This is a genomic window from Paraburkholderia sp. Cy-641, assembly GCF_011752945.1.
GTDB lineage: Bacteria > Pseudomonadota > Gammaproteobacteria > Burkholderiales > Burkholderiaceae > Paraburkholderia.
Window position 1 is genome coordinate 83,646 of the sequence record NZ_VWWM01000020.1, and the last position, 26,653, is coordinate 110,298.

Consider the following 26,653-nt stretch of genomic DNA (forward strand, 5'->3'; position numbering starts at 1 on the left):
CCGGCGAAAAAAAGCCCGGCACGGAGCCGGGCTAACGGGGGTTCGGCGCATATCGGCAAAGGACCGGTTCACCATGCGCCAGAACGAAATCTAACAACCTGCATTTACAAGCGCAATCCATTATTTTTGCGGTCAATGTGACAGGCCGTACGGATTCCGCAAATCGCGAACCGGAAATGTCGCAATGAGCCTGGCTAAATGCGCCGGCTGTTTGATCTAAAGCGGGACAAATCACATAAATGAAATTTCCGGCGTGCGCCGTCTGCCAAAGGGCTGACCACGTCTGCGGAAATCGGCCACAAAACAACTGACAAAAGACCATTGGCCGATTTTAACTAATAGGCCCAGCCCGAAACCGACTTTCTCGATACCGAATAAACTTGGTGCGCCAACGCACGCAACAGGCCGATTTCTTATTCGTCTATTATAAATAAGTCATTTTACCTTTTTCATTGCGAAATTCGCGAATAGCGAAATATTAATATCGGCATATCTACCGACAAATGATTAATCCACATTCAGCCGTGTTTCCCGTTCACTCAATCGGACCACAATCTGACAATTGCATCACAGGCGAAGCGTATGCAACGGTTGCGCGCATCGCCCGATCGCGCCGTTGAATCCAATAACCTGAAGGTTCAAAATCCGGGCATCAGAAATCGACGGAGGAATCGAAGGCTTCGATAAACATCGCAGCCATCGCTCCGCCAACCCGCACGAGCCGGACCTGCGGCCCGTCCGGCGAGCCCGCGCCGATGGTTTATAGTAACGACCCCGTTCGACCCCGCTTACGATGACTTCCAACGACGCCCCCCACAGCCCCCTGTACGCCAAGCTGCTCGGCGAAACCGCCAAGATCGGCTGGAGCGAACTCGAACGCTTCTTTGCGCGCGGCATGCTGCTGCGCGTCGCGCGCGACCTCGATCTCGTGAGTGTCGCCGAAGCGATCGCCAGCGACGACACCGCGCAGGTCACGCAATGGCTCTCCGCCGGCCTCGTCGAGCGCGTGCAGTCCGAAACCGCCGCCGACTTCGCGGCGCGCGACCCCGACCTCTGGGCCGTGGTCGTGTCCCCGTGGGTTTGCGTGCAGGAACGCGCTTGAGCGACACGGTAGAAACCGCCGGCCCCCTCGCGCCCGCGCTGCCGGTGCGCTGGCACCGGCGCGTGCTCGCGCTGGCGTTTCCGATCGTCCTCGCCAACCTGACGCAGCCGATTCTCGGCGTGGTCGACACCGCCGTCGCCGGCCATCTGGACGATGCCTCGTATCTCGGCGGCGTCGCGCTCGGCGGGCTCTTCTTCAACTTCGTGTTCTGGGGCTTCGGCTTCCTGCGCATGGGCACGACGGGCCTCGTCGCGCAGGCGCACGGCGCGGACAACCATGACGAACTGCGCAACACCGTCGTGCGCGCGCTGCTGATGGCGGCCGCGATCGGCGCGGCGGTGCTGCTATTGCAGGCACCGCTGATCGGCTGCGCGCTGCGCCTGATCGGCGGCAGCGATGCCGTGCAACGGCACGCGCAGATCTATTGCCATGCGCGCATCTGGGCCGCGCCGCTCGCGCTCGGCAACTACGTCGTGCTCGGCTGGCTGCTCGGCACGCAGCGGGTGCGGCTCGCGCTGCTGTCGCAGGCGTTCATCAACGGCGTGAATATCGTCGCCGTGCTGCTCTACGTCTATGCATTCGATTGGGGCGTGGCCGGCATCGGCGCGGCCACCGCAACCGCCGACGCGCTCGGCTTCGTGCTCGGCCTCGCCCTGCTGTGGCACGGCAGACCGCGCGGCCTGCCGAAGCTGAGCCGCGCCGCCGTATTCGATGGCGCGGCGCTCAGGCGGCTCGTCGTGCTCAATCGCGACATCTTCGTGCGCACGCTGTGCCTGCTGTCGTCGTTCGGCTGGTTCGCGCATCTCGGCGCGCGTCAGGGCGATGCGACGCTCGCGGCCAACGCTCTGTTGCTCAACTTCCAGACCTTCATGGGATACGGACTCGATGGCTTCGCGCACGCGGCCGAGGCGCTCGTCGGCGCGGCAATCGGCGCGCGCGACCGCCGCGCGTTCACGCAGGCGGTCAGGATCACCGCGCTATGGTCGGCCATCGGGGCGGTGGGATTCGCGCTCGTCTACTGGGGCGCGGGCGCGTGGATCATCGGGCGGCTGACCGATCAGGCAGCGGTGCGCGCGGCCGCCGACACCTATCTGCCGTGGGCGGCGCTCTCGCCGGTGATCTCGGTGTGGGGCTTCCTGCTCGACGGCGTGTTCATCGGCGCGACGCGTACGCGCGAGTTGATGTTGTCGATGGCGGTATCGCTCGCGGTATTCGTCGCGGCATCGTCGGCATTGCTCGCGTGGTACGGCAATCACGGGCTGTGGCTTGCGCTGCTGATCTTCATGGCCGCGCGCGGGGTGACGCTCGTGCGTTATTTGCCGCGCGTTTCGCGCGGGATTGCGGCGGCATAGCGCGTCGCGTATCTCTTTGTGTCGAATATCTCTTTATTGCGCCGCAACCCGGCCGCGCCGCGAGCGCGCGAAATCGGGAACGCTGCGCTGCGCCGGTTTTTCACGGGACGACAGCCGGTTACGGATTGAAACAAGCGCATACATATCACATAACGCACGCACCCTAGAATGATTTCAGCCCGTGCTCTCCGCGCGAACAGTCAGCGCGGGTCAGAGGTGCCGGCGTGCCCGCGCCGGCACTTCGCCTCCCTCCCCTCGCCGTTTTCATTTCGCAGACTCGCTCGCTGACGCGCTTCGCGCGCTTTCTTTGTCACGCTTTCTTGGTCAGTTTGTCAGCGGTCTTTCCGTGCGGCTTCTCGCTACGCTTGCTGGCTGCGCTTCCTGCCTGAGCTTCTTATGGGCGCGCCTGATGGGCATTTTTAACGCGCGCCCCGCCGCTTCACGCGTAGCTAGCCGGCGCCGACCCGCGTGGCATGCGCAGCGTGCTCACTCCGCCGGCGGCGCGGGCACCATCGAGGGCGGCCGATCGTCGGTCGGCACGCCGTGGTAATCGGCGGGATCGTGCGGCGGGCCGCCGTGGTGGCCGGACGGATTGTCCGCGCAGCCGGCAACGCCGGCGCACAGCAGCAAGGCAAGGGTTAGAACGCGGATCATCGGCAGTCGTCTCCGGAGCAAAAGGTAGGCGGACAAACCGTCCGCCGGCGCGCCGAGAGTCTACCCGCAAAGCGCGCGGCATGACGCCGTCGCGCGCAGGCCCGAGCGGCCATTTCGTGAGATTTCGCGTGCCCTGATCTACTATAGGCTCATGGCCGAACGTTTCAGGAGACTGCCATGGACGCTGAATCGATCGCAGGTCTGATCGGACTCGCAGTAGGTCTGCTCGTGCTAGTGGCGCTGTCGGTTTTCGAATCGAAAACCTACCGGCGCGAACACGACGGCGAAGGCATGCTGCATCACTGGACGCATCAGCATCTGCATATGCCGCATTGGAAGTGGCCGCGACATTGAGCGCCGCATTCGCAGGCACCCGGCGACGATGATCTGGCGGCGCTCGAACCGCTGCGTTGGATGCCCGGATTGCGCTCCCGATGGATGAAGCTGCACTCGGCGTCGCGATGAGTTCGCGCGCCGAGTGGCGGGGGACGGTGCGCGCGGGGTATTGCATGTTTCAGGCTCGTGGCCCGGGTTCTTTGCCTTGCGCCGAGGGGTACATATAGACCAAACAGACCAAACGATTGACGCGATCGGCTGGCTCCGCCTATAATCTTTGGCTTGTCGGAGCGTAGCGCAGCCTGGTAGCGCATCTGATTTGGGATCAGAGGGTCGAAGGTTCGAATCCTTTCGCTCCGACCAAAGAAAATCAAGGACTTATGGCGTTTCGCCATAAGTCCTTTTTCTTTTTCTGGCTCCGTCAAACGGACTCCAGCGCAAACACGATCATGGCAATGATCGAACCAAAGAATAGGCATGCCCCGAGCGTGCGCTTGCGATTGAGCTCGGTCCACAGAATCACGCCCGTTAGCGACAGCAGCACGAGGCTCCCCGCGATGGAGTCGGCGAGCAGGACCCATCCGGCGCTGGCGCCATTGGCTCGGTGCAACGCCTCCAGCATGCCGATGACGCCCTGCTCCCGCCGCTCGACCGACACGAATGTGCCGCCTTTCCAATATTCGGCGTTGACGAAGTAGCGCGGGGAAATGAATCGCGCAGTCCAGCGCTCGGGCTGGACGACCGATTGATCGCCCCAGGTCACGGGCTGCGCAGGCTGACGCGACACGCTGGAGGGCGGCCGGTCGAGATGAAGCCCGGATCGAACCCACTTCCCTAAATCGCGCGGGTCGTTCAGCGAGCCGGCAGCAACCGGCAACTGTACGGTCGAGACCACGGGCCCTTGGCCTACGCGGAATTTCATGACGGCCCGATGGTTCTGCAATATGCCCGTCACACCGAACAGCAGCCCAAGGACGGCCCCCCACAGACCGACCCAGCCATGTATCTTGCGCAGCCATTTGAGAAACTGGCTGCGGCGCGAGCGCGTGGCAGCGCGGATCGTATTGCCGGTACTCGCGGCGGCGACTCGAGTAGAAATTTGCATCTTTCGATCAGGTAGAACGGTTGTCCGGGGCATTCCTATTCCTGCACAGTGAATGCCGTGCCCGCGATTTCATGGAGCAGCTTGACGCGCTGCCGGCGACGATGGTTGGCCGAGCGCCCAGTCCGTGGCCGCATCGAATAGTGTCTGGCCATCGCTGCTCAGCTTTTCGAATGACCGGTTGCCGAGGAACAGCGCGACTCGCCGTGCCGGGGCGATAAAGTCGTAATCCATGGTGGAGCCCTTCTCATAGGCGAACACGACGGCGTGGGACGGTTCGCCGGGAACGGTCGCGATCACGGTCGCGCCGGGGCCTGGCCTGCCCCACCCCATCTCGTCATCACGCGGATAGACCCAACGCTTTCCCGCGGGTACGCCACCGGCTATCGGGCTCGGCGCGTTGACCACGCTCACGTAGTGCTCCTTCTGCAGTTCGCCGAAGTCTTCCCCCTTCTTCTGGCCGGTGAAGCGCAACGAATCGTAAAGATCGGACTCCCAGGTGAGAAGCGGGATCGGCACGTCGCGAAAGCCCGTGCTTACCATGTCGCGGGCGCTGACGACCGAAGAGATGATCACGAGATCCATGCCATTCGACGCGCTTGCCGGCGTGTTTTCGTCCACCATGGTGACCGACATCCCGCGCGATTCCAGGTGGGCCCGCACCTTGTCATCCTCCTCGCGATCGCGATGGGAAAGCCGGGTCACGTAGAGAACGCGCTTGTGCAGCGCGACGCCGGGCGGCGAGCCGGCGGGAACGGACTGCGCCATGACCTCGTGAGAAAAACCAGCGACACTCACAGCGAACACGAGCGCGGCAAACCGCATGCCCCGATAACGGGACGTCGCTGAGGAATGAGAGCTGCGAGTCGCAGCGGACCAGACACGGAAAGCAAAATCAAGCATGATGAGCAGGAGCAGGTTTATGCCGGCACGCAAGCCGGCATGGTTCAGAAGTCGAAGGTCGAGGTGAGAATGACGGTGCGTTCGAGTCCGATACCCAACTGACTCGACCCGGCCGACGCCCAGTAGTGCTTATTGAAGGCGTTTTCCACGTTGAGCTGGAAACTCGCCGCCTTGCCATAGATTTTCGTGTCGTAGCGGGCTCCTGCCGTGAACAACGTATAGCCCGGAATGTAGGCCTGGTTCGCATCGTTGATCGGACGCGAGCCGACGAAATACGCCCCGCCATTGACAGAAAATCCGTTGACGTGCGGCACGCGATAATTCAGAAAGACGCTTCCGGTATAACGCGGCGTGTTCTCCGGGCGCTTGCCGAGCGTGGTCGGATCGGTGCTATCGACCAGCGTTGCGTCCAGCCACATGCCTGTCGTCACGATCGAGAGATCGCGCGTGATGTCGCCCTGGTACGAGAATTCGACTCCCCGGTAGCGGCCCACGCCGTTTAATGCGTAGACATTGTCGGCATTCGCGCTGGCGGCCGGCTGCCGGATCTGGAACAGCGCCGCCGAGAAAATCCCGCCATTGTCGAAGCGATGGCGCACGCCGAGCTCTTCCTGCCGGCTCACGGCGGCAGGCAGCACCTGATAGGCATTCGCCGCGGTCGCGGGCGCGCTGCCTGCCGATTCGAGCCCCTCGATATAGCTCGCATAGACGCTGGTTTGCGGCGTGAGCCTGAACACGAGGCTCGCGGCCGGCGAAACGTGATTGGCGTCCTGCGTGGGCGTATACGCCTGCGTGGCATGATACGAAGCGTAACGCAGGCCCGGCGTGAATTGCAGCCAGGACGTCAGGTCGATGCGATCGAATACGTAAGCCCCGCTATTCGAGGTGTGCTGCGCATAGAACGCCTTCGAGCCCGCCTCCTTCAGGTTCGTGATGCTGATCGGGTTGTAGAGGTTCTGCGAGGCCGTAAAGTAATAAGTCGTGAAATCGGGCTGAAACTGCCACGTCTTGTTCACGCCAAACGTGACGTCATGGTGAAGGCGGCCCGTATCGAACAGCCCGTTGATTTCCGCGCGTACGACCTTGCTCTCGTAGAACTGTCCATCCTGCTGGCTGCCCTGTAAGGTGCCCGCGCCGGTGTTGACGTTGTATTTCTGGAAGACCCATAGCCAACGGTTGCGCTGCGTGATCGACTGGCCGATTTCCACATTGGCACGCCAGTTGTCCGAAAAGAGATAGTCGGCGCGCAGCAACTGGCTGGTCGCCGTTGCATTCGTTTTCCTGTCGTTCGGAACCAGCAACGTGGAAGGATCGGGCAAACGCGGAAGCGCGATGACACCGCTGACCGCGGCGAGAGGCGTAATGCCGGCCTGCTCGACGACATTCTGGTCGATGTGTTCGAGGTCGTACTTGAACGAAAGACGGTTAGTCGCGCGCCAGTCCAGCGCCACGCTGGCAAAGCGGCGAAAGCCGCGATCGCCGTCGATAGGCGTTTCGACGTGCTCGTCCATCGCATTCACGCGCAGGCCGAACTGGTTGTCGGGGCCGAAACGGCGGCCGATATCCGCGTGTGCACCAATGGACCCGTGCGAATCCGCCACGATCGAGGCCGAAGTGACGGGATCGCTCCCGGCGCGCTTCGTGACCATGTTCACCACGCCGGCCGGGACGATAAAGCCGTAGTACAACGCCGAGGCGCCTTTGAGCACTTCGACGCGCTCCTTGTTCTCCATCGGCATCCAGATGTTGTTGTCCACGGGCAGGACGCCGTTCAGCAAATAGCTGTTGCGGTTGTCGAGCGAGATGCCTCTTATGGATAACTGATCATATGCGATGCCGCTCAATTGCTGTCGAACGACGCCCGCCACGTTGCGCAAACCGCCATAGAGGCCGGAGGCCGCCTGCGCCTTCAGCAGTTCCGACGTCACGACGTTGACGGTGGCAGGTACGTCCAGCACATCGAGTCCGGCGTACGGGCCGCTCTGTATCGACCTCGCTGCATACGCGCTTGCTTTCTCCTGCTTTGACGTGACGACGATCGCCTTCAGTTCGCTGCCGGGCCCGCTATCCGCCGTGGTGCTTGCCGCGGGACGGGTCGGGTTGGCGGATGCCCCATTCCGCACCGAATCGCCGGAGATCGCGGTGTCGCTGTCGGTCGTCGATGCGCATGCCGCATAAGGCAAGCCGAGGCTCACGACAGCCAGGGCGGCGGCGATGGCAAACGGCGTTGTGGTCGATGATGATTGGGCCGAGCGTCGGCGGCGAAAGGTTGGGTGCATACACGGTGAAACGAGGGGCATGGAACGGACGATGAAACATTGCTCCGCGATCGACGAGACACGGCTCGCAACGGCACAGGGCACCGAGCGAAAAGTTTTCAATCAGGAGTACATATCTTCACCACGGCGTGATCGACGGCGCGAACCTGTCTCGTCGCTGCATTTCAGCCGATTGGAAAAATCAGATTGTAAGCAGGCGGAAGTTGATCGTCAATGCATATGAGAATTATTATCATTAACTGATCTGTCGTGGCGTGAGGATAGTTGGGGGTAGTCAGGAACGGTTCGGCCAACCTCGCAACCAGTCAGGTCGCGATCTGCAGCATCTCCGCCAGCACCAGTCCAGCCGCCCCGCGCATTCCGGCAAGATAGCCCACAGCTAATCGAGCTTGTCGGCGTTGCTCAAGCTAACTGAGCTCGCCTCACTGCGCAGCCATCCAAGTGTGGCATCATCTCCGGGCAGCTACGCTGCCCACAGTGACAGAGGACTCCGCCCACGTGCACGCGAGTATGGCCGAGTTCGCCGCCCATTCCCTTCGGCACGCGCGGCACGCGACCATTGAGAAAGAGCGCGGAGCCGATCCTCTCAGTGACGTACAGGGCTGCGAAACTATTTTTCCCTCGCCCCGCTCCGCACCACCTGTCTTCAAGTAAGAGGGCACGCGGATGGTAGTCGACGAATGTCGGCAAGCCGAAGCGACCTTGGACTCCGTCCCGAATCCGCAGATCACTCAAACCCGGTGTCATTGCGTTATCGACAATCGATCCGCTATCGGTATCGAGCATGCCCGCCACGGCCACGCCAATGCCGAAGGGCGCTCTCCCGGCACGCGTCAAGGTGAGCCGGGCGCATGTGAAAATGATTTTCAGCAATTCGGACTGCGGCACATCGCAGGAGTCGAACGGCACCAGTTTTCAGCCTGAATGCGGCCGCCCATCGAGACGAGCACGGCACGTACGCGGTCATGCATGAGCAGAGCGCCACACAGGGACTTTGCGTCAGCGGCAAGTTCGTCTTCCACGAGCAGGCCCCTGTTAAGCAGCGGCTGAAGTATCCCGGTCATCGTGAACCGATTGACGTCGGCATGCCGCGCAAGTTCTGCGCGGCTGGTCGGTCCGAGGTCGAATAGCGCCTGCACCACCCGGTTGCGGTAGCCCACCCAACTCAACCACGCTGCTTGCGCGGACTCTCCTCGAGATCGGCGATCGATTGATCGATCGAATCCATATGCGCGGTCATGGCCGCCCTCGCGAGCGCGGGGTCTCTCGCGGCAATTGCCGCATAGATGGCGCGGTGCTCGCTATGCGCCTGCGAGCGCCGTTGCGGAAGACGGGCCGCCGTGAAGGCTTCTTCTTCGACCATGGTGCGCAAGTTTCCGATGATCTTGGCAAGCAGCGGATTACCGGTGGCCCGGGCAATCGCCACATGAAAATCGGCGTCCAGCTTGTTACGGCTCGCGGCGTCGTCTTCGCTCTCCAGCCGGTCGAGAATCGATGCGATTTCGTCAAGCTGCGCCTTGCTGCAACACCGTGCCGCTTCCTCGGCCGATGGAATCTCGACGTAGCGCCTCACCTGATTCAGATGCGCCGGCGCGTAGCCGCCGAATACGAGTTCAGGTTTGACCTCCGTGGCCACGACGAAAGTACCGGACCCGCTTCTGGCAACGGTCAGGCCCATCGCGTCCAGACTCACGAGCGCTTCACGGATGACTGGCCGGCTCACGCCGAAGAGCCGCGCCAACTCGTTTTCCGACGGCAGCCGCTCGTTGATGCCCAACTCCCCGGACTGAATGCTGGCGATAAGCCGCTCGCGCACCTCGTCGACGGCACGACGGCGGCCGATCTTTTCGATCGATCCGGCAAAGGACGGCACATTAGACACGGATGACCCCAATCTGCCGGGCGCGTTGCACATGCAATCCCTCGCGATGAAGCGCGGAACAGGAAGCGCGATATGACGATGCGCGCAAGACGTCAGTTAGCATGGATGGTTCGCGACGGTATTGACGAGAGTGCCGATCTGGGAGATTTCGATCTCTATTGTATCGCCCTTCTTCAACCAGACAGGCGGCTCGCGAAACGCGCCGACACCGCCTGGCGTGCCCGTGATGATGACGTCGCCGGGTCGTAGCGGCGTGAACGACGAGCAATACTCGATGAGCTCCGCAATGCCGAAGATCAGGTCGCTCGTGTTCGCGCGCTGCATGACCGTGCCGTTCAGACGGGTAGTCAACGCGAGATTCGAGGGGTCCGGAATCTCGTCGGCGGTGACGAGCCAGGGGCCGAATGCGCCCGTCGACGGAAAATTCTTGCCGGGCGTGAATTGCGTCGTATGACGTTGCCAGTCACGAATGCTCCCGTCGTTGTAGCACGCATATCCCGCGACGTATTCGAGTGCATATGCAGACGGCACGCGATGTGCCTCGCGGCCGATCACCACGGCCAGCTCGCCTTCGAAATCCAGTTGCGTGGACTCGGGCGGACACACGAGCGCGCCGAGATGGCCGCATTGGGAATCGGCGAAGCGTGTGAAGATCATCGGATGCGACGGCAGCGCGCGGCCCGTTTCCTTCACATGTGCATGGTAGTTGATGCCGACACACAGAATCTTGCCGGGATCGGAAATGACCGGCAGCATGTCTACCTGGTCGAGCGGCAAATGCTCCGTGGACTCAAGCGCCCAACGGGCGATGTCCGGCAAACGCCCAAGCGCAAGCGCGTGCCTGAGCGTCGCGCCGACCTCGGAGGAAATCGGCGCCACGTCGATAATCCGGTCTTCCTCGACGACGCCATAGGACGCGCGTCCATCGACGCGAAAACTTGCGAGCTTCATGCGGGTATCAGTCCGTTCGATGTTGAAAGGGATCAGGCGGAGTGCCGGACCGCATTGGCCTGTCGCAAGCTGTCCGGCGCGCTCGCGAACCAGGTGCAAACGGCGGCGACCACAAGGCACACCCCCATCAGCACGAGTCCCGATGCGAACGACGGCGATACCGAGCGTGCGTAACCGACGAGATACGGTCCGGCGAAGGCGCCAAGCACGCCGCCAATGTTGACAATCCCCATCACGATGCCGGTCACGCCGGGCGGCACCGCATCGGTGGCGATCGACCAGACGACCGGATACACGCCATAGATGCCACATGCGGCGATCGTCAGCAGCAGCATCGCGATACCGAAGGACACGTTCCCATAGGTGGCCGCGCCCACGATCAGCGCCAGCGCCGAGACGACCAGCGGCCACACGGCATAGCCGCGCCGGCTCACGGCCCGATCGGCGAGATTCGACAGGATGACTAAGGAAATGACAGAAACCGCGAACGGCAGCGAGCTATACCAGCCCAGGGCGACAGAATCGAGTGAGGACGCGTATTGCTTGATGACGCTCGGCAGCCAGATCACGAAGCCGAGAAAACCGATGTTCCAGAACAGCAACACGAAGAAGATCAGGATCACGGCGGGCGAGCGCAACTGCTCGAACACGACCTCGCGCGTCGCTTCCTGACGGGCGGCCGCGCTGGACGCCAAATCCGAGGCAGCGAGATGCTTCAGGAGCGCGGCGCGATCCTGATCGCTCAGCCACTTCGCGGCGGCGGGCTTTTCCGCCATGCCCCATAGCCAGACGGCCGCCCACACCAGCGGAAGAATGCCTTCGACGATAAAGAGCGTTTTCCAGCTTCCGTGTTGCAGAATCAGGCCGGCCATCGGCCCGCTGACCGCCGCTGAAATCGGATAGCACAACTGCCAGATGCCGTTTGCGCGAGCGCGCTCCCGTTCATTGAACCAGGCGCGCACGATCACGAGGAAGGTCGGAAAAATGCCCCCTTCCGCGAGACCGAGCAGAAAGCGCACGATCACGAGCTGGGTGGCACTGGTCACGAAGCCCTGCGCAATGGCAACGATGCCCCATGCGACCATCAGCACCGCCACCAGCGATCTCGCGTGGCCCCGGTCGGCCAGCCAGCCGCCGGCGGCCTGCGTAATCGCGTAACCGAGAAACAGCACGCCCGACGAGAAGCCGAGCACGCTGGCCGTGAGCCCGAGCTCCGGCCCCATGGTCGGGATGGCGAAGCTGATATTGGTGCGATCGAGAAAGGCGATCAGGAATGTCACCATCATGATCGGCAACAGGATGATCCATCGGCGTAACATGCAGGTCTCCGTTTTCTATGTGTGTTGTCGTGTCGTCAGCCGATCTCGCGCAGGAACTCGCCCGCCATGCCGGCAACGAGCTCCGCGTCTTCGAGATGCGGGAAATGTCCAAGACCGGACAATGCGCGCAGCTCGACGCGCGGCGCCTGGGTCAGCCCGTCGCGCGCCGCCTCGACCATGTCCTGCGATACGAGCCAGTCTTCGGTGCCGCGTGCAATCAGCACAGGACACCGAACGTTTTCCAGCAGCGCCCTGGAATCGCAATGTGCGTAGGCGCGAAGGTCGCCTTGCTGGGCAACCGGGATGATCGACAGCACGCCCCATTCGGAAAACGCACGCGCCTCGTCCGATGCGGCGGAGCCCACGAGACTCATCGAGAAGTCGAGATTCGCGTGCATCAGGTTCACCTGCGGGTGCGTCATCATCTCGAGCGCGCCGTCGGTGAAAGTCGGCGTATGCGCGGCGCCCTGCAAGGCGATCACCGCCCGCACCTCCGGATGGCGAGCGCCCAGCAGTAGCGCGAGGTTGCCGCCGATCGAGCATCCCATCACCGCCGGGCGTTCGAGCCCCAGCGTCTGCGCGAAATGCCATAGCCAGGCCTGGATCGACTCGATATCGCTGAGGCAGACGTTGCCTGCGAGCGGCCAGCTTTTGCCGTGCCCCGGCAAGTCCGGCGCGACGCAATGAAACTCCGGCGCGAGGCGCTGCATCACGCCTTGCCATTGGCGGTTCTCGCGTCCCGCGGTATGCATGAGCAGGATCGGCTTACCGCTGCCCGCACTTTCGTAGTACGTGCGCACGCCGTCCACATCGACGTAGCGTCCGACGATTTCAGTCATGGGAATCTCCAGAGGCAACCAGGTGCCGTGTCAACCGGAACAGCTGCCAGAGCGGACGATTGGCCCACGTCGCGGCCAGGGCGTCGCCGCTGACCCGGAGTTGGCCGTGCACGACGTTGATGGCCGCGCCGTAGGGCTTCTCGCCGGCGACGAGCCGCGCCCATTCGTCAGCGGGACCCGCTACGACGAACGCCGGCGCATCCGGCTCGACAAGCGCGAGGCTGCCGCGCTCGATACGCAGGCCGATACGGCGGCCGCCCACCTCGAAGCCGAACGCCAGCTCGCGCAGATGCGCGCCGCGCTGGCGGAAGTCGTCGTCCGCATTGGCGGCGGCCACGACCCGCTGCCAGAACGGCTCGCTGCCGACGGTGTCACTCAGTACGATCATTGCGCTCACTTTGAATCTCCCACGATGCCGAGTTTGCGCAAGAGGCGATCCGCGTTTCGGTACAGCACGCCTTCGAGTGCGTCGGGCGAGAACGGGTGCATGCGTACGCGTTCGAGCGCGGTCGGAATCGGCACGACCGGAAAGCCGCTCGCGAACAGGATGCGATCGGGAATGCAGGTGTTGGCGGCCTCGGCGAACTGCGCGCAGCCCGGCAGATGAAAGTAGAACGAAGTATCGACATAGACGTTCTCGTGCCGGAACGCGAGCGCGATCGTTTCGGTGACCCAGGGCCAGCCGGAATGGTCGATGACGATCGTGAGTTCGGGGAAATCGCAGGCCACGTCGTCGATCGGCAGGACGCTGCCGTGTTCGAGCCGCGGGCCGGCGAACGGCAGCGGACCGCTCGTTATCACGACCGGCACGCCGAGTTCCGCGCATTTCGCGTAGATCGGGTAGAGCCGCCGATCATTCGCGGCGATGCGGCCGCCGTACGGATCGAGCGCGACGCCTTTCAAGCCGAGTTCTTCGACCGCGCGCCGCACTTCGCGCACCGAACGCATGCCGAGCAGAGGATCGATACCCGCCAGCCCCACCACGCGATCGGGATAGCCGTGCATGACTTCGGCGACGTATTCGTTCGTGACGTCATTGGCGCTCGTGCCGCTCGATTGGCGGCCGGCGAATACGACGCGCTCGACATCGAGCCGCGTCAGGTCCTGCATCCACTCGTCGATCGTGCGCGGTTGCGGCTGCGGCGAGCCGAGCTTGCGCATCACGGTTTGCGTGAGCGGCAGCTCCAGTGCGCGCAGGTATTCGGGCGTGGGCGGGCGAGCCCGGAAATCGATGATAGCCATCAAGCAGTCCTTACGTGAAGAAAACGATCAGCTGCGAAATCTTGCGATGACAGCGGGATCGGGATCGACTCCGAGCCCGGGATTCTGGGGAACGCGCAGCATGCCGTCGACTGGATGAATCCAGTCGCCATAGAGATTCTCGGGAAGGTCCACATACAGCCGCTCGAATGGCACGTCGTCGTGTCCGGACGCCGCGATCAGATGCAGCGTGGCGAGAAAGCCCGGTCCGAAATACGGCGAATGCGGCGCGATGCGCACCTTGGCCCGATCCGCGAGCGCGAAAATCTTCAGCATCTCGCTGACGCCCCCGCACTTGATGACACTCGGCTGCACGAAGTCGAGCGCGCGCGCGTCGAGCAGATCGGCGAAACCGTGGACGTTTGCCACGTTCTCGCCGGCCGCGATCGGCGCGGCGCCGTCTTCGCGCAGCACCGCGAGCGACGCCCGGTCTTCGGGCGGCCAGATCGGCTCTTCGAGCCAGTACAGGTTGCATGCGCGCAAGGACCCGGCGATCTCGCGAGCGGCGTCCAGCGTCCAGGCGCAATTGCAGTCGACCATCAGGCGCGTGGCCTCCCCCGCGGCGCTGCGAGCCGCCTCGATGTTGGCAGGCTCGATCTCATGAAGCTTGAGCGAACGATAGCCGTCACCCAATGCACGCGAGCAATTGTGGGCCACGTCCCGCGGGTTGCCGTAGCGCAGCAGGCTCGCATAGGCAGACAGGGCCGGGACTTCGGCGGCGGGGTTGAGCAGCTTGTAGAGCGGCTGGCCCGCCACCTTCGCGGCCAGATCCCACAACGCGATGTTGATACCCGATATGCCGTACGTAACCGGGCCATTGCGGCCGAACAGATGGAGTTTTTTCTCCAGCATCTCGCAGATCGCGTCGAGCTCGGCCGGATCAGCGCCGATGATGAGCGGCGTAATCATCTGATCGATCGCGGCCTGCGTGGACGGATCGACGTTGAAGCCGAACGCTTCGCCCCAGCCGCTCAGGCCATCGTCCGTGCGAATCTCGACGAGCAGCACGTCGATCGTGCCCCAGACCGTCCCGCCAAAGCCCGTGGGCGAACCGCCGTGAGAAAACGGCAGGCGAACGATGGTCGTCTCCACCGAAGCAATCTTCATCGCGTCTCCTCGATCTATGCCGCCACCTGACACCCGGCCATATTTTGACTTTCTGCCAAGCTGCCTTACAGATTAAGTCTAAGCATCATCGCGGCAATACGCAAGCAATGTTTCCAGGATCGCGAACGGGAGCCTCTTTCCGCCAGGCCCCCTCGTCTTGCAAACCGTCATCAACACATGCGACAGTGTCCGCATCCGGCACCGCCGCTGCCCCGCCACCATCGCGCGCCCCTCAAGGAGACATACATGGACCTGATCCTCTGGCGTCACGCCGAAGCCGAAGATGTCGCCGCCAGCGATCTCGCCCGCGCGCTCACGACACGCGGCCGCAAGCAGGCGCAGGGCGTCGCCAAATGGCTGCGCGCCCGCCTGCCCGAGGACTCCGTGGTGCTCGCGAGCCCGGCGATACGCACGATCCAGACCGCCGAGACCCTCAGCGACCAGTACCGCGTAGTGCGCGAACTCGCGCCGAACGCGAGCGCGCGCGAAGTGCTCGACGCCGCCGGCTGGCCCGACGGCATCGCGCAGACTGTTGTAATCGTGGGACACCAGCCGACGCTCGGCCACGTCGCCGCGCAATTGCTCGGCAATAGCCCGGCGAGCTGGCCGCTGAAAAAAGCCGGCGTCTGGTGGATCGCGAGCCGCGAGCGCGACGGCGCGGAACAGGCCGTCCTGCGGGCCGCGATCAGTCCCGAGCTGGTCTGACGCGGCTTCCTCCGGACACCCAAACATCGGGAAGCGCACGCGAGCGGCTTACGGGCAGTCATCCAATCGTCACCGGTTTTTCATGCAAGCGTCACCCGGCGTTACTACATTGGCGAAAAAAGAATTTCACACTCTTTTCGATCAGGACCGCCAATGCGAGAACTGCCGACGCCCACCTTGCCCTTCGCTTCGCTCCTCGAATCGCGCCGTTTGCCGCGCGCCGAGGAAACGGTCACCGCCCAGCATCGATTGGAAGTGTCGTGGGCGCGTACCGACGAAGAATTGCGCGAGGCACAGCATCTGCGCTACCGCGTGTTCGCCGACGAAATGGGCGCGCGCCTGTCCGGCCCCACGGGCCTCGATGTCGATGCATTCGATTCGTACTGCGATCATCTGCTCGTGCGCGATCTCGACACGCTGAAGGTGGTCGGCACGTATCGCGCGTTGCCGCCGCACCAGGCCGCGCGCATCGGCCGCCTGTATGCGGAAAGCGAATTCGACGTGTCGCGTCTCACGCACCTGCGCGCGAAGATGGTCGAAGTGGGCCGCTCGTGCGTGCACCCCGACTATCGCAGCGGCTCGGTCATCATGTCGCTGTGGGCCGGTCTCGCCGCGTACATGAAGCACAACGGCTACGAGACGATGCTCGGCTGCGCGAGCGTCGCGATGGTCGACGGCGGCCACTATGCGGCCAACCTGTACTGCTCGCTGCGCGACAATGCGCTGACCGCGCCGGAATATCGCGCGTTCCCGCATACGCCGCTGCCGGTCGACGATCTGCAGACGGGCGCCGTCGTGGCCCCGCCGCCGCTCGTGAAGGGTTATCTGCGTCTTGGCGCGAAGATTTGCGGCGCACCGGCATGGGACCCCGACTTCAACACCGCGGACTTCCTGACGCTGTTCCGTCTGTCCGACATCAATGCGCGCTATGCCCGCCACTTCCTCGGCGACGCGCTGCCGCGCTGAGCAGGCAGTGTGAGCGCGCCGCAAACGAAAAGCCCGGCAAATGCCGGGCTTTTTTCATTCATGCGCGAACTGAAACGAAACGCTCGAAGGCAAGGACATGAAGCCGCGACATGACGCGCGGCCTCGCATGCCCATCAATCTTCCGTATAAACCACACGATACGGAATCCCAACCTTCTCCCACTCCGCCGCTTCCTGAATCAGGCTGTAATCGGTCAGCGGATTGTTGACGACCCATTCGTTCGGCAAGCGCACCTCGTAACCGCCGTTGGCCTGCGCCACCGAGATCCACGGCAGGCCGACGTCCGCGCGGCGGCGGCACAGCAGCGCCGCGAGCCGCAGGCAGAACAGCAGCGGCCATTCGACGTCGCGCGCCTGCGAGAGCTTGCCGAGCTTGCCCGCATGACCGAGCACGAGCGCCGCGAGGCGCGCCTGATCGGTACGCGAGAAACCCGGCATGTCGGCATTGCTCGCGATATAGGCCGAATGCTTGTGATAGGCGCTATGCGAAATGGAGAGCCCGATCTCGTGCAGCGACGCCGCCCAGCCGATGAACATGCGGTTTTCCGCGCGGCGCTCTTCGTCGGGCTCGGTGAACTGGTCGTAGAAGCTCATCGACAGATCGCCGATGCGCCCCGCCTGCGCGCGATCGACGCCGTAGCGGCGCATGAAGCCCTCCACCGTGACCGTGCGCATGTCTTCGTGCTGCGAGCGGCCGAGCAGGTCGTACATGACGCCGAGGCGCAATGCGCCGTCGGTGGTGTCGACGTAATCGACGCCGAGTTCGTCGAACACCGCGATCATGATCGACAGCCCGCCCGCGAGCACCGGTATGCGGTCGCCCTTCAGCGCGACGAGCTTCAGGCGGTTCACGTTCTCGGCCTTGATCAGCGCGCGCTTGAGCTTCTCCAGGCCGCCGCGCGAAATGCCGTGCGTGACGCCCGCATCGTTGAAGCCGTTCGCCTCGACCAGTTCGGCGAGCGCGCGCGCCGTGCCCGACGAGCCGATCGCCTGCTCCCAGCCGGTCTTCTTGTACTCGGCGGAAATGATCTGGATTTCGCGGCGCGCCGCGAGTTCGGCCTGGCGCATCGTGTATTCGTCGACGTTGCCGGCCGGGAAAAATGCGCGGCTATGGCTCACGCAGCCGATATACAGGCTCTCCATCTTGATCGGCGTGTAGTGCGAGCCGATGATGAATTCCGTCGAGCCGCCGCCGATGTCGACGACGAGCCGCTGGCCCGCGCTCGCCGGCACCGAATGCGCGGCGCCCGCGTAAATCAGGCGCGCTTCCTCGCGCCCCGCGATCACTTCGATCGGAAAACCGAGCGCGGCCTGCGCCTCGCCGAGAAATTCGCCGGCATTCTTCGCGATGCGCAGCGTATTGGTCGCGACCGCGCGCACGTGGTCGGGATGAAAGTCGCGCAGACGCTCGCCGAAACGCTTCAGCGCGTCCCAGCCGCGCACCTGCGAGGCACGGTCGAGCATCTTGTCGCTCGACAGGCCGGCCGCGAGGCGCACCGGCTCGCGCAATGCATCGACCTGATAGATCTGGCTGCCCGCGTCGGTTTCCTCGACCCGGCCCACGATCAGCCGGAAGCTGTTCGAACCGAGATCGACCGCAGCGAGGAGTTGAGGGGTATTGGCCATCGGGTAAGCGGACTCCATGCGCGCTAGCGCGGCGGCTGCGGCGCCGGGCGTGGATGCCGGCAGCACCGCGCGCCGGCCCGGCGTTTTCGGCGCACGTTGCGCGTCGCGGCCGGCCGCGCTGTTCAAAGACGCCATTCTAAGCGTACCGGGCCTCACAATGTCACCTCTGAGCGCAGGGAGACTGGAATGGTCGCACAAGCCGTGCGTCATATTGACGACAGACGCCGATTACGGCATAAAATCTCAAAATAGCAAGAATGTCATAAGGGCGTCATTAAACTGTGCGAATTTCCGAGCGTCTTTCCGCCTCCATTCCAGACATTCCACTTCCGCTGCCGATGTCCATCCGCTATCCCTTATTGAATCGCGAACTGGGCATTCTGGGTTTCAACGAGCGTGTACTGGCGCAAGCCGCCGACCCCGCCGTCCCCCTGCTCGAACGCCTGCGCTTCATCTGCATCACCAGCAGCAATCTCGACGAATTCTTCGAAGTCCGCATGGCCGGGCTCCAGGAGCAGATCCGCGACAACCCCGGCGCGCTGTCGCCCGACGGCATGTCGCTGCAGCACGTGTACGGCCTCGTGGTCGAGCGGGCGCAGAAGCTCGTGCATCGCCAGTACACGATGCTGCACGACACGGTGCTGCCCGCGCTCGAACAGGAAGGCATCTATTTTCACGGCACCGAAGCCTGGAGCGACGCGCAGACCGAATGGGCGCGCAACTACTTCTTCGACGAACTGCTGCCGGTGCTCACGCCGATCGGCCTCGACCCGGCGCATCCGTTTCCGCGCGTGCTCAACAAGAGCCTGAACTTCGTCGTCGAACTCGAAGGCAAGGACGCCTTCGGCCGCCAGGCGATGATGGGCATCGTGCAGGCGCCGCGCGCGCTGCCGCGGCTCGTGCGCATGCCGCAGGAACTGTCGGGCTATCCGCATGGCTTCGTGCTGCTGAGCTCGCTGTTGCAGCGCTTCGTCGGCGAGCTGTTTCCGAGTCTCGTCGTGCGCAGCTGCAACCAGTTCCGCATCACGCGCAACAGCGAACTGTTCGTCGACGAGGACGAAATCACCAATCTGCGCGTCGCGCTGCAGGGCGAACTGCCGGCGCGGCATCTCGGCAACGCGGTGCGCCTCGAAGTGTCGGCCGAAACGCCGGCGCACGTCGTGCGGCGCCTGCTCGACGAAAGCGGCCTGTCGAACAAGGACTGCTACTACGCGAACGGCCCGGTCAATCTGGTGCGGCTCATGCAGTTGCCCGAGATGGTCGACCGGCCCGATCTGAAGTTCGTGCCGCATATTCCGTCGACGCCGACGCAGATCGCCAACAGCGCCAGCATGTTCGACGTGATCGATCAGGGCGACGTGCTGCTGCATCACCCGTACGAGAGCTTCCAGCCCGTGCTGGAACTGCTGCTGCAGGCCGCCAAGGACCCGAACGTGGTCGCGATCAAGCAGACCATCTACCGCACCGGCACCGACTCGCCGCTGATGGACGCGCTGATGCAGGCCGCGCGCAACGGCAAGGAAGTCACCGTGGTGGTCGAGCTGCTCGCGCGCTTCGACGAGGAAACCAATATCAACTGGGCCTCGCAGCTCGAAGCAGTCGGCGCGCACGTGGTCTACGGCGTGGTCGGCCACAAGTGCCACGCGAAGATGATGCTGATCGTGCGGCGCGTGTCGTCGGGCGGCAAGACCACGCTCAAGCGCTACGTGCACCTCGGCACCGGCAACTATCATCCGCGCACCGCGCGTCTTTATACCGACTTCGGTCTGATGACCGCCGATCAGAAAATCTGCGAGGACGTGCACCACGTGTTCCAGCAACTGACCGGCATCGGCGGCGAACTGAAGCTGCACGAGCTGTGGCAATCGCCGTTCACGCTGCACCCGAAGCTCGTCGAGTCGATCCGCAAGGAAGCCGAGCATGCGCGCGCCGGCAAGAAGGCGCGCATCGTCGCGAAGATGAACGCGCTGCTGGAGCCGACCGTGATCGCCGAGCTGTACGAGGCGTCGCGGGCCGGCGTGAAGATCGATCTGATCGTGCGCGGCGTATGCTCGCTGCAGCCCGGCGTGGCGGGACTTTCGGAGAACATCACGGTGCGCTCGATCGTCGGGCGCTTCCTCGAACACCATCGCACCTACTACTTCTACGACGACGGCAAGGAGCAGGTCTATCTGTCGAGCGCCGACTGGATGGATCGCAACCTGTTCCGCCGCGTCGAAGTCGCGTTCCCGGTCAATAACCGGCGCCTGAAGCGGCGCGTGATCGCGGAAGGGCTGTCGGCGTTTCTCGGCGACAACCAGTCCGCGTGGCTCATGCAAAGCGACGGACACTATCGCCGGCGCCGGCCGGGCAAGTCGTCGCGCAATGCGCAGATGAGTCTGCTCGCGAAGTTCTGCGCATAGCCGTTGTGTTTTCGAGGTGTGCGCGACAATGGCACGCGCCTCGATGAAGCCGACGAAGCGCAAATAAAAAAACCGCCTGAAGAAGGCGGTTTTTTTATTTCATGGCCGCTGCCGCACTCAAACCGGCGCCGCCTGGCAGCGTGCCGTGCGATACACCGGAAAGCGCACCGTGAACGTGCTGCCGCGCCCTTCCTCGCTCTTCACGTCGAGCTGCGCATCGTGGCGCTGCAACACATGCTTGACGATCGCGAGACCGAGGCCCGTGCCGCCGGTGTCGCGCGAGCGGCTGCGATCGACGCGATAGAAGCGCTCGGTGATCCGCGGAATATCGGCGGCCGGAATGCCGAGACCGCTGTCCGTGACCGAGAACACCGCATGGCCGCCCACCGAGCGCCAGTTCACCTTGATCGTGCCGCCGTCCGGCGTATAGCGGATCGCATTCGTCACGAGATTGCCGAGTGCGCTGAACAGCTCGGTTTCGACGCCGGTGACGGTCAGCTCCTCGTCGACCTCGAAGACGATGCGGTGATGGTCGCTCGACAGACTGTCCGCATCGTCCCGCAGATGTCGCAATACCGCGCGCATGTCGATCATGTGATCGCTCGGCGACTTGTTGTCGCCCTCGAGCTTCGCGAGCACGAGCAGATCGTTGACGATATGGCGCATACGTGACGCCTGCTGCTCCATCAGCTCGAGATAGCGCGCGCGTTCGGCCTCGCCGAGCGGCAGCTCGCGCATCGTCTCGAGAAAGCCGGACAGCACCGTAAGCGGCGTCTTCAGTTCATGCGAGACATTGGCGACGAAGTCACGCCGCATCGCGTCGGTGCGTTCGAGCTCGGTGATGTCCTGCGAGAGCACGAGCTTGCGATTGTCGCCGTACGGAAACACCTGCACCGACAGCACGTTCTGGCGCTTTTCGCCCATGCCGCGCATGATCAGCATTTCCTCGTAACGATGCGAATTGAGGTAGTGCACGAAATCCGGATGACGCACCAGATGCGTGATGTGCTGGCGCAGATCGCGCTTCGCGTCGAGCCCGAAGTGGCTTTCGGAAATCGCGTTGCACCATTCGATCTGATCGTGATCGTCGAGCATCGCGACGCCGTTCGGCGAGGCCTGGATCGCCTGGATGAAACGCGAATGCTGCTGCTCGACCTGGCGCACCTGGGCGTGCCAGCGCTTCGCGAGCTTGTGCAGACGATAGTAGATTTCGCCCCAGATGCCGGGAGCGCTCGGCACTTCGCCGTACACCGGCGCGTCGAGCAGACGCCACAGGCGCTGCTTGTGGAAAGTACTGAAGATGCTCTGCGCGAGCAGCAGGATGATCGCGAGAGCGAGGCCCGCCTTGACGTTCACCAGTGCGCCGACCACCGCGCACAGAACAGCCAGCAGCACGACCGACACGATGGAGCGCGCCCAGATGATGTTCATGGTCTAGCGATCGAAGAGAAAATACGGCGCAGGAGGGAGTGGCGGCGCCGCGCACCGCCGCGGCTATCAGGCGCTCTTCGCCAGCCGGTAGCCGCTGCCGCGTACGGTTTCAATCATAGCATCGCAACCGGCGGGCTTGAGAGCCGCGCGCAGGCGCTTGATATGCACGTCGACGGTGCGTTCCTCGACGAACACGTGGTCGCCCCAGACCTGATCGAGCAGTTGCGTGCGGCTGTGCACGCGCTCCGGGTGGGTCATGAAGAAGTGCAGCAGGCGGAATTCGGTCGGGCCGAGATCGAGCTTGATCTCGCTGCCTTCCGCGTGGGCGGCGACGCGATGCGTAGCCGGATCGAGCTTGAGGCCGTTGATCGCAACCACGTCTTCGGTCAGCTGCGGCGCGCGGCGGCGCAGCACCGCCTTGATGCGCGCCATCAGTTCCTTCGGCGAAAACGGCTTCGTCACGTAGTCGTCCGCGCCGATCTCGAGGCCGAGCACCTTGTCCTGCTCGTCGCCGCGCGCGGTCAGCATGATGATCGGGATATGCTTCGTGCGCTCGTTGTTGCGCAGGTCGCGTGCGAACGAAATTCCCGATTTACCCGGCAACATCCAGTCGAGCAGCACGAGGTCGGGCAGTACGTCGCTGATCAGGTTGTGCGCCTGCTCCGCGTTGTACGCGCGAATCGGGCAATGTCCGGCGTGTTGAAGATTGACCGAAATCAGTTCGGAAATGGCTGGCTCATCTTCAATGACGAGAATGCTGCTGGGCATCGGCACCTCTGTTCCTTATCTCTGGATTAGCTGAGTGCTTCGCGTTCGAGCGTATCGCGCGACTGATGCCGCACGTCGGTGCCCTTCACGATGTAAATGATGAATTCGGCGATGTTCTTCGCGTGGTCGCCGATCCGCTCGATCGCCTTGGCGATGAACAGGAAGTCGAGGCCCACCGAGATCGAACGCGGATCTTCGGTCATGTAGGAAATCAGCTTGCGCACGAAGGCGCGGAATTCCTCATCGATCGCCTTGTCGTCGCGCACGATCTGCGCGGCGGCAACCGTATCGAGACGCGCGAACGCGTCGAGCGCGCGGCGCAGGATCGACACGGCCATCTCGCCCGAAAGCTTGATCTCGGCGATGTTGATCGTGCGCGACGCGCCGTCTTCCATCAGGCGCTTGGTGCGCTTCGCGATCTTCTCGGCCTCGTCGCCGGCGCGCTCGAGGTTCGTGATGGTCTTCGAGATCGCGATCAGGAGGCGCAGGTCGCGCGCGGCCGGCTGGCGGCGCGCGATGATGTTGCTGCACTCCTCGTCGATCTCGACTTCCATCCTGTTCAGACGGTCTTCGGCGGCGATCACCTGCTCGGCGATGTCGAGGTCGAATTCGTTGAGCGCCTGCATCGCGTTGACGATCTGCGATTCGACGAGACCGCCCATTTCGAGCACCTTCGACGAAACGAGGTTCAGATCGGCATCGAACTGGCTGGACAGATGTTTATCGGACATGTCGTACTCCGTTGTATTGCCCGGCTGATTAGCCGAAGCGGCCCGTGATGTAGTCCTCGGTTTCCTTGCGGACCGGCTTGATGAAGATCTTTTCGGTGTCGCCGAATTCGATCAGTTCACCAAGGTACATGTAGGCAGTGTAGTCCGAACAGCGGGCCGCCTGCTGCATGTTGTGCGTGACGATCACGACCGTGTAGTCGCTCTTCAACTCCGCGATCAGCTCTTCGATGCGGCCCGTCGAGATCGGGTCGAGCGCCGAGCACGGCTCGTCGAGCAGCAGCACCTCGGGGCGGATCGCAATGCCGCGCGCGATGCACAGACGCTGCTGCTGGCCGCCCGACAGACCGTAGCCGCTCTGGCCGAGCTTGTCCTTCACTTCGTTCCACAGCGCCGCCTTCGTGAGCGCCCATTCGACGCGGTCGTCCATTTCCGAGCGCGACAGCGTTTCGAACATCTTCACGCCGAACGCGATGTTGTCGTAGATCGACATCGGGAACGGCGTCGGCTTCTGGAACACCATGCCGATGCGCGCGCGCAGCAGCGAGATATCGCGGCGCGTGGTCAGCAGGTTTTCGCCGTCCATCAGGATTTCGCCTTCGGCGCGCTGCTCCGGATAGAGCGCGTACATCTTGTTGAAGGTGCGCAGCAGCGTGGACTTGCCGCAGCCCGACGGACCGATGAACGCGGTCACCTTACCTTCGGGAATCTGCAGATTGATGTTCTTCAGCGCGTGATACTTGCCGTAGAAGAAGTTCAGGTCGTTGACCTCGATCTTCGGACGCGCCGGCGCATGCGCCTGGCCGCTTTGTTCGGGGTCGGAGCCGGCGGGCGCGCTCACGTGCCCGATCGGATTGAGTTGGGTTTCTGCCATGTTCATCGGATTCACTCCGCCCATTACTTGTTCGAAAAGATCGTGCGCGCGAGGATGTTCAGTCCGAGCACCGCGAGCGTGATCAGGAAGACGCCGGCCCACGCGAGCGATTGCCACTGCGCGAACGGGCTCATCGCAAACTTGTAGATCGTGACCGGCAGGTTCGCGACCGGCTGGCTCATATCGACCGAGAAGAACTGGTTCGACAGCGCGGTGAAGAGCAGCGGCGCGGTTTCGCCGGCAATCCGCGCGACCCCGAGCAGCACACCGGTCACGATACCCGCGATCGACGCCTTCAGCGTGATCGACAGCACCATCTTCCACTTCGGCGTGCCGAGTGCGAAGGCCGCTTCGCGCATCGCGTTCGGCACGAGCTTCAGCATGTTCTCGGTCGTGCGGATCACGATCGGAATCTGCAGCAGCGCGAGCGAGAGCACGCCGGCCCAACCGCTGAAGTGGCCCATCTTCGCGACGACGAGCGCGTAGACGAACAGACCGATCACGATCGACGGCGCCGACAGCAGGATGTCGTTGATGAAGCGCGTCACGTTCGCGAGCCAGCCCCTCTGGCCGTATTCGGCGAGATAGACGCCGGCCATGATGCCGATCGGCGTGCCGACGAAGGTCGCGAGCGCGACCAGCATCAGGCTGCCGACGATCGCGTTGGCGAGACCGCCGCCGTCGGTGTTCGGCGGCGGCGTCGACTGCGTGAACAGCTCGATCGACAGCCCGCCGATACCGAGGCGCAGCGTCGTGTACAGAATCCACACGAGCCACAGCAGACCGAACGCCATCGCGGCGAGCGAGCAGGTCAGCGCAATCGCGTTCTTCACGCGGCGGCGTCCTTGCAGACGCGTGCGCATCGCTTCCAGGGTTGCCGCGTCGCGCAGACCCGGCATGTTCAGAGAGGACTCGCTCATTTCGCACCCTCCCCTTTCTCAAGACGAAGCAACATGATCTTCGAAATCGACAGCACGATGAATGTAATCACGAACAGGATCAGGCCGAGTTCCATCAGCGCCGACGTATGCAGGCCTGGGTCCGCTTCCGCGAACTCGTTGGCGAGCGCCGACGTGATGCTGTTGCCCGGCGAAAACAGCGAAATATTGTCGAGCAGGTTGGTGTTGCCGATCACGAACGTGACCGCCATGGTCTCGCCGAGCGCGCGGCCGAGGCCGAGCATCACGCCGCCGATCACGCCGGTCTTCGTGAACGGCAGCACGATCTTCCACATCACTTCCCACGTCGTGCAGCCGATACCGTACGCCGACTCCTTGAGCAGCACCGGCGTGACTTCGAACACGTCGCGCATGACCGAGGCGATGTACGGAATGATCATGATCGCGAGAATCACGCCCGCGCACAGAATACCGATGCCGATCGGCGGGCCCGCGAACAGCGCGCCGACGAACGGGATGCCGCCGAGCACCGCGCCGAGCGGTTTCTGGAACCACGTCGCGAAGATCGGCGCGAACACGAGCAGGCCCCACATGCCGTACACGATCGACGGAATCGCGGCGAGCAGCTCGATCGCGATGCCGAGCGGGCGGCGCAGCCAGGCGGGCGAAAGTTCGGTAAGGAAAAGCGCGATGCCGAAGCTGACCGGCACCGCGATGATGAGAGCGATGAGCGAGGTGGCGATGGTGCCGTAGATCGGCACGAGTGCGCCGAACTGCTTGCTAGGTGGATCCCAGACCGCTGTCCACAGGAAGGAAAGACCGAATTCCCGGATCGACGGCAACGAGGAAATGATCAGCGAAACGATGATGCCACCGAGCAACAGCAGCGTAACGACGGCGGCCAGCCGAGCCAGGCCGCCGAAGATCACGTCGCCGGAGCGGCCAGGCGCCTTCTGCTGAGACGCGCTGCCAGGCGGGGTGGCCCGGCTCGTGCCGGACGCTAGATGAATATCGGACATGGGAGCCTGAGTGACCTGTTGAAGCTGTTCCAGTTGCCGGACCGCACGCTGGGCGCAGCCGGTGACGCGGTGGCGAATGCCGGGTTAATGCCATTGGCCGTCCTCTCGCGAGGACGGCCAATGTAAGGC

The 26,653-nt window shown here is 63.4% G+C and carries 25 protein-coding genes and 1 tRNA gene; 8 read left to right on the forward strand and 18 right to left on the reverse strand.

Annotation, left to right across the window (positions count from 1 at the left end):
• Positions 1-793: 793 nt before the first annotated feature.
• Both F3J20_RS13355 and F3J20_RS13360 read left to right on the forward strand, forming a co-directional pair.
• Entirely contained in the window at positions 794-1,102 is a 309-nt protein-coding gene (locus tag F3J20_RS13355; RefSeq protein WP_167043112.1) for a DUF2288 domain-containing protein, read from the forward strand.
• Positions 1,099-2,454, forward strand: coding sequence for an MATE family efflux transporter (locus F3J20_RS13360; protein ID WP_167283576.1), 1,356 nt, complete (start codon positions 1,099-1,101; stop codon positions 2,452-2,454). Before F3J20_RS13355 ends, F3J20_RS13360 begins: the two co-directional genes overlap by 4 nt.
• A 486-nt stretch (positions 2,455-2,940) precedes the next feature.
• Here F3J20_RS13360 and F3J20_RS13365 read toward each other — a convergent pair whose 3' ends face one another.
• A complete protein-coding gene (locus F3J20_RS13365; RefSeq protein ID WP_167043108.1) occupies positions 2,941-3,108 on the reverse strand; it encodes a hypothetical protein in 168 nt (55 codons plus the stop codon).
• 177 nt (positions 3,109-3,285) lie between these two features.
• On the opposite strand from F3J20_RS13365, the gene F3J20_RS13370 reads away from it, so the two are divergent.
• Together F3J20_RS13370 and F3J20_RS13375 are read left to right on the forward strand one after the other, a co-directional pair.
• Complete coding sequence (locus tag F3J20_RS13370; RefSeq protein WP_167043106.1) at positions 3,286-3,462, forward strand: hypothetical protein; 177 nt, start codon at positions 3,286-3,288, stop codon at positions 3,460-3,462.
• A 268-nt stretch (positions 3,463-3,730) separates the two neighbouring features.
• Positions 3,731-3,807, forward strand: a tRNA-Pro gene (locus F3J20_RS13375).
• 58 nt (positions 3,808-3,865) lie between these two features.
• Here the strand turns inward: F3J20_RS13375 and F3J20_RS13380 are convergent.
• The 3 genes from F3J20_RS13380 to F3J20_RS13390 all read right to left on the reverse strand — a co-directional run bounded on the left by F3J20_RS13380 (position 3,866) and on the right by F3J20_RS13390 (position 7,407).
• A complete protein-coding gene (locus tag F3J20_RS13380) occupies positions 3,866-4,549 on the reverse strand; it encodes a PepSY-associated TM helix domain-containing protein (RefSeq protein WP_167283577.1) in 684 nt (227 codons plus the stop codon).
• Between the two features lie 69 nt (positions 4,550-4,618).
• Positions 4,619-5,314: a hypothetical protein gene (locus tag F3J20_RS13385; protein ID WP_167283578.1), complete on the reverse strand. Its 696-nt coding sequence runs from the start codon at positions 5,312-5,314 to the stop codon at positions 4,619-4,621.
• Between the two features lie 179 nt (positions 5,315-5,493).
• The gene (locus F3J20_RS13390; RefSeq protein ID WP_345889878.1) at positions 5,494-7,407 is read right to left on the reverse strand and encodes a TonB-dependent siderophore receptor; all 1,914 of its coding nucleotides are present in this window, start codon (positions 7,405-7,407) and stop codon (positions 5,494-5,496) included.
• Positions 7,408-7,477: 70 nt separating this feature from the next.
• On the opposite strand from F3J20_RS13390, the gene F3J20_RS32120 reads away from it, so the two are divergent.
• Complete coding sequence (locus tag F3J20_RS32120) at positions 7,478-7,627, forward strand: hypothetical protein (protein ID WP_240162792.1); 150 nt, start codon at positions 7,478-7,480, stop codon at positions 7,625-7,627.
• 1,266 nt (positions 7,628-8,893) lie between these two features.
• Here F3J20_RS32120 and F3J20_RS13400 read toward each other — a convergent pair.
• The 7 genes from F3J20_RS13400 to F3J20_RS13430 all read right to left on the reverse strand — a co-directional run bounded on the left by F3J20_RS13400 (position 8,894) and on the right by F3J20_RS13430 (position 15,086).
• The gene (locus tag F3J20_RS13400; protein WP_167283581.1) at positions 8,894-9,643 is read right to left on the reverse strand and encodes a FadR/GntR family transcriptional regulator; all 750 of its coding nucleotides are present in this window, start codon (positions 9,641-9,643) and stop codon (positions 8,894-8,896) included.
• A 63-nt stretch (positions 9,644-9,706) separates the two neighbouring features.
• Positions 9,707-10,561 (reverse strand): fumarylacetoacetate hydrolase family protein, encoded by an 855-nt coding sequence (locus tag F3J20_RS13405; protein ID WP_167283582.1) that lies wholly within the window; start codon positions 10,559-10,561, stop codon positions 9,707-9,709.
• A 32-nt stretch (positions 10,562-10,593) separates the two neighbouring features.
• Positions 10,594-11,880 carry an MFS transporter gene (locus F3J20_RS13410; RefSeq protein WP_167283583.1) on the reverse strand — a complete coding sequence of 429 codons (1,287 nt, stop codon included), beginning with the start codon at positions 11,878-11,880 and terminating at the stop codon, positions 10,594-10,596.
• Positions 11,881-11,915: 35 nt separating this feature from the next.
• Positions 11,916-12,719 (reverse strand): alpha/beta hydrolase, encoded by an 804-nt coding sequence (locus F3J20_RS13415; protein WP_167283584.1) that lies wholly within the window; start codon positions 12,717-12,719, stop codon positions 11,916-11,918.
• Positions 12,712-13,116: a hypothetical protein gene (locus F3J20_RS13420; RefSeq protein WP_167283585.1), complete on the reverse strand. Its 405-nt coding sequence runs from the start codon at positions 13,114-13,116 to the stop codon at positions 12,712-12,714. The genes F3J20_RS13415 and F3J20_RS13420 overlap by 8 nt, the downstream gene beginning before the upstream one ends.
• The gene (locus tag F3J20_RS13425) at positions 13,113-13,961 is read right to left on the reverse strand and encodes an amidohydrolase family protein (protein WP_167043083.1); all 849 of its coding nucleotides are present in this window, start codon (positions 13,959-13,961) and stop codon (positions 13,113-13,115) included. The genes F3J20_RS13420 and F3J20_RS13425 overlap by 4 nt, the downstream gene beginning before the upstream one ends.
• Before the next feature lie 27 nt (positions 13,962-13,988).
• Complete coding sequence (locus tag F3J20_RS13430) at positions 13,989-15,086, reverse strand: mandelate racemase/muconate lactonizing enzyme family protein (protein WP_167283586.1); 1,098 nt, start codon at positions 15,084-15,086, stop codon at positions 13,989-13,991.
• A 246-nt stretch (positions 15,087-15,332) separates the two neighbouring features.
• On the opposite strand from F3J20_RS13430, the gene sixA reads away from it, so the two are divergent.
• Together sixA and F3J20_RS13440 are read left to right on the forward strand one after the other, a co-directional pair.
• Entirely contained in the window at positions 15,333-15,791 is a 459-nt protein-coding gene (gene sixA / locus F3J20_RS13435) for a phosphohistidine phosphatase SixA (RefSeq protein ID WP_167043079.1), read from the forward strand.
• 153 nt (positions 15,792-15,944) lie between these two features.
• Complete coding sequence (locus F3J20_RS13440; protein ID WP_167043077.1) at positions 15,945-16,757, forward strand: GNAT family N-acyltransferase; 813 nt, start codon at positions 15,945-15,947, stop codon at positions 16,755-16,757.
• Between the two features lie 134 nt (positions 16,758-16,891).
• Here the strand turns inward: F3J20_RS13440 and ppx are convergent, their stop codons facing one another.
• Positions 16,892-18,538, reverse strand: coding sequence for an exopolyphosphatase (gene ppx / locus F3J20_RS13445; protein ID WP_167043075.1), 1,647 nt, complete (start codon positions 18,536-18,538; stop codon positions 16,892-16,894).
• A 203-nt stretch (positions 18,539-18,741) separates the two neighbouring features.
• On the opposite strand from ppx, the gene ppk1 reads away from it, so the two are divergent.
• Complete coding sequence (ppk1, locus tag F3J20_RS13450; protein ID WP_167283587.1) at positions 18,742-20,805, forward strand: polyphosphate kinase 1; 2,064 nt, start codon at positions 18,742-18,744, stop codon at positions 20,803-20,805.
• A gap of 117 nt (positions 20,806-20,922) precedes the next feature.
• Here ppk1 and phoR read toward each other — a convergent pair whose 3' ends face one another.
• The 6 genes from phoR to pstC form a co-directional block, all read right to left on the reverse strand.
• Positions 20,923-22,236, reverse strand: a complete 1,314-nt coding sequence (gene phoR, locus F3J20_RS13455; protein WP_167043071.1) for a phosphate regulon sensor histidine kinase PhoR — start codon at positions 22,234-22,236, stop codon at positions 20,923-20,925.
• Positions 22,237-22,302: 66 nt separating this feature from the next.
• Entirely contained in the window at positions 22,303-23,004 is a 702-nt protein-coding gene (gene phoB, locus F3J20_RS13460; protein WP_008922879.1) for a phosphate regulon transcriptional regulator PhoB, read from the reverse strand.
• Between the two features lie 26 nt (positions 23,005-23,030).
• Positions 23,031-23,735 (reverse strand): phosphate signaling complex protein PhoU, encoded by a 705-nt coding sequence (phoU, locus tag F3J20_RS13465; protein ID WP_167043069.1) that lies wholly within the window; start codon positions 23,733-23,735, stop codon positions 23,031-23,033.
• Between the two features lie 28 nt (positions 23,736-23,763).
• Positions 23,764-24,612 (reverse strand): phosphate ABC transporter ATP-binding protein PstB, encoded by an 849-nt coding sequence (gene pstB / locus F3J20_RS13470; protein WP_167043067.1) that lies wholly within the window; start codon positions 24,610-24,612, stop codon positions 23,764-23,766.
• Between the two features lie 17 nt (positions 24,613-24,629).
• On the reverse strand, positions 24,630-25,526 hold the full coding sequence (gene pstA, locus F3J20_RS13475) for a phosphate ABC transporter permease PstA (protein ID WP_167043065.1): 897 nt from the start codon (positions 25,524-25,526) through the stop codon (positions 24,630-24,632).
• Entirely contained in the window at positions 25,523-26,524 is a 1,002-nt protein-coding gene (gene pstC / locus F3J20_RS13480; protein WP_167043063.1) for a phosphate ABC transporter permease PstC, read from the reverse strand. The genes pstA and pstC overlap by 4 nt, the downstream gene beginning before the upstream one ends.
• Between the last annotated feature and the right edge of the window lie 129 nt (positions 26,525-26,653).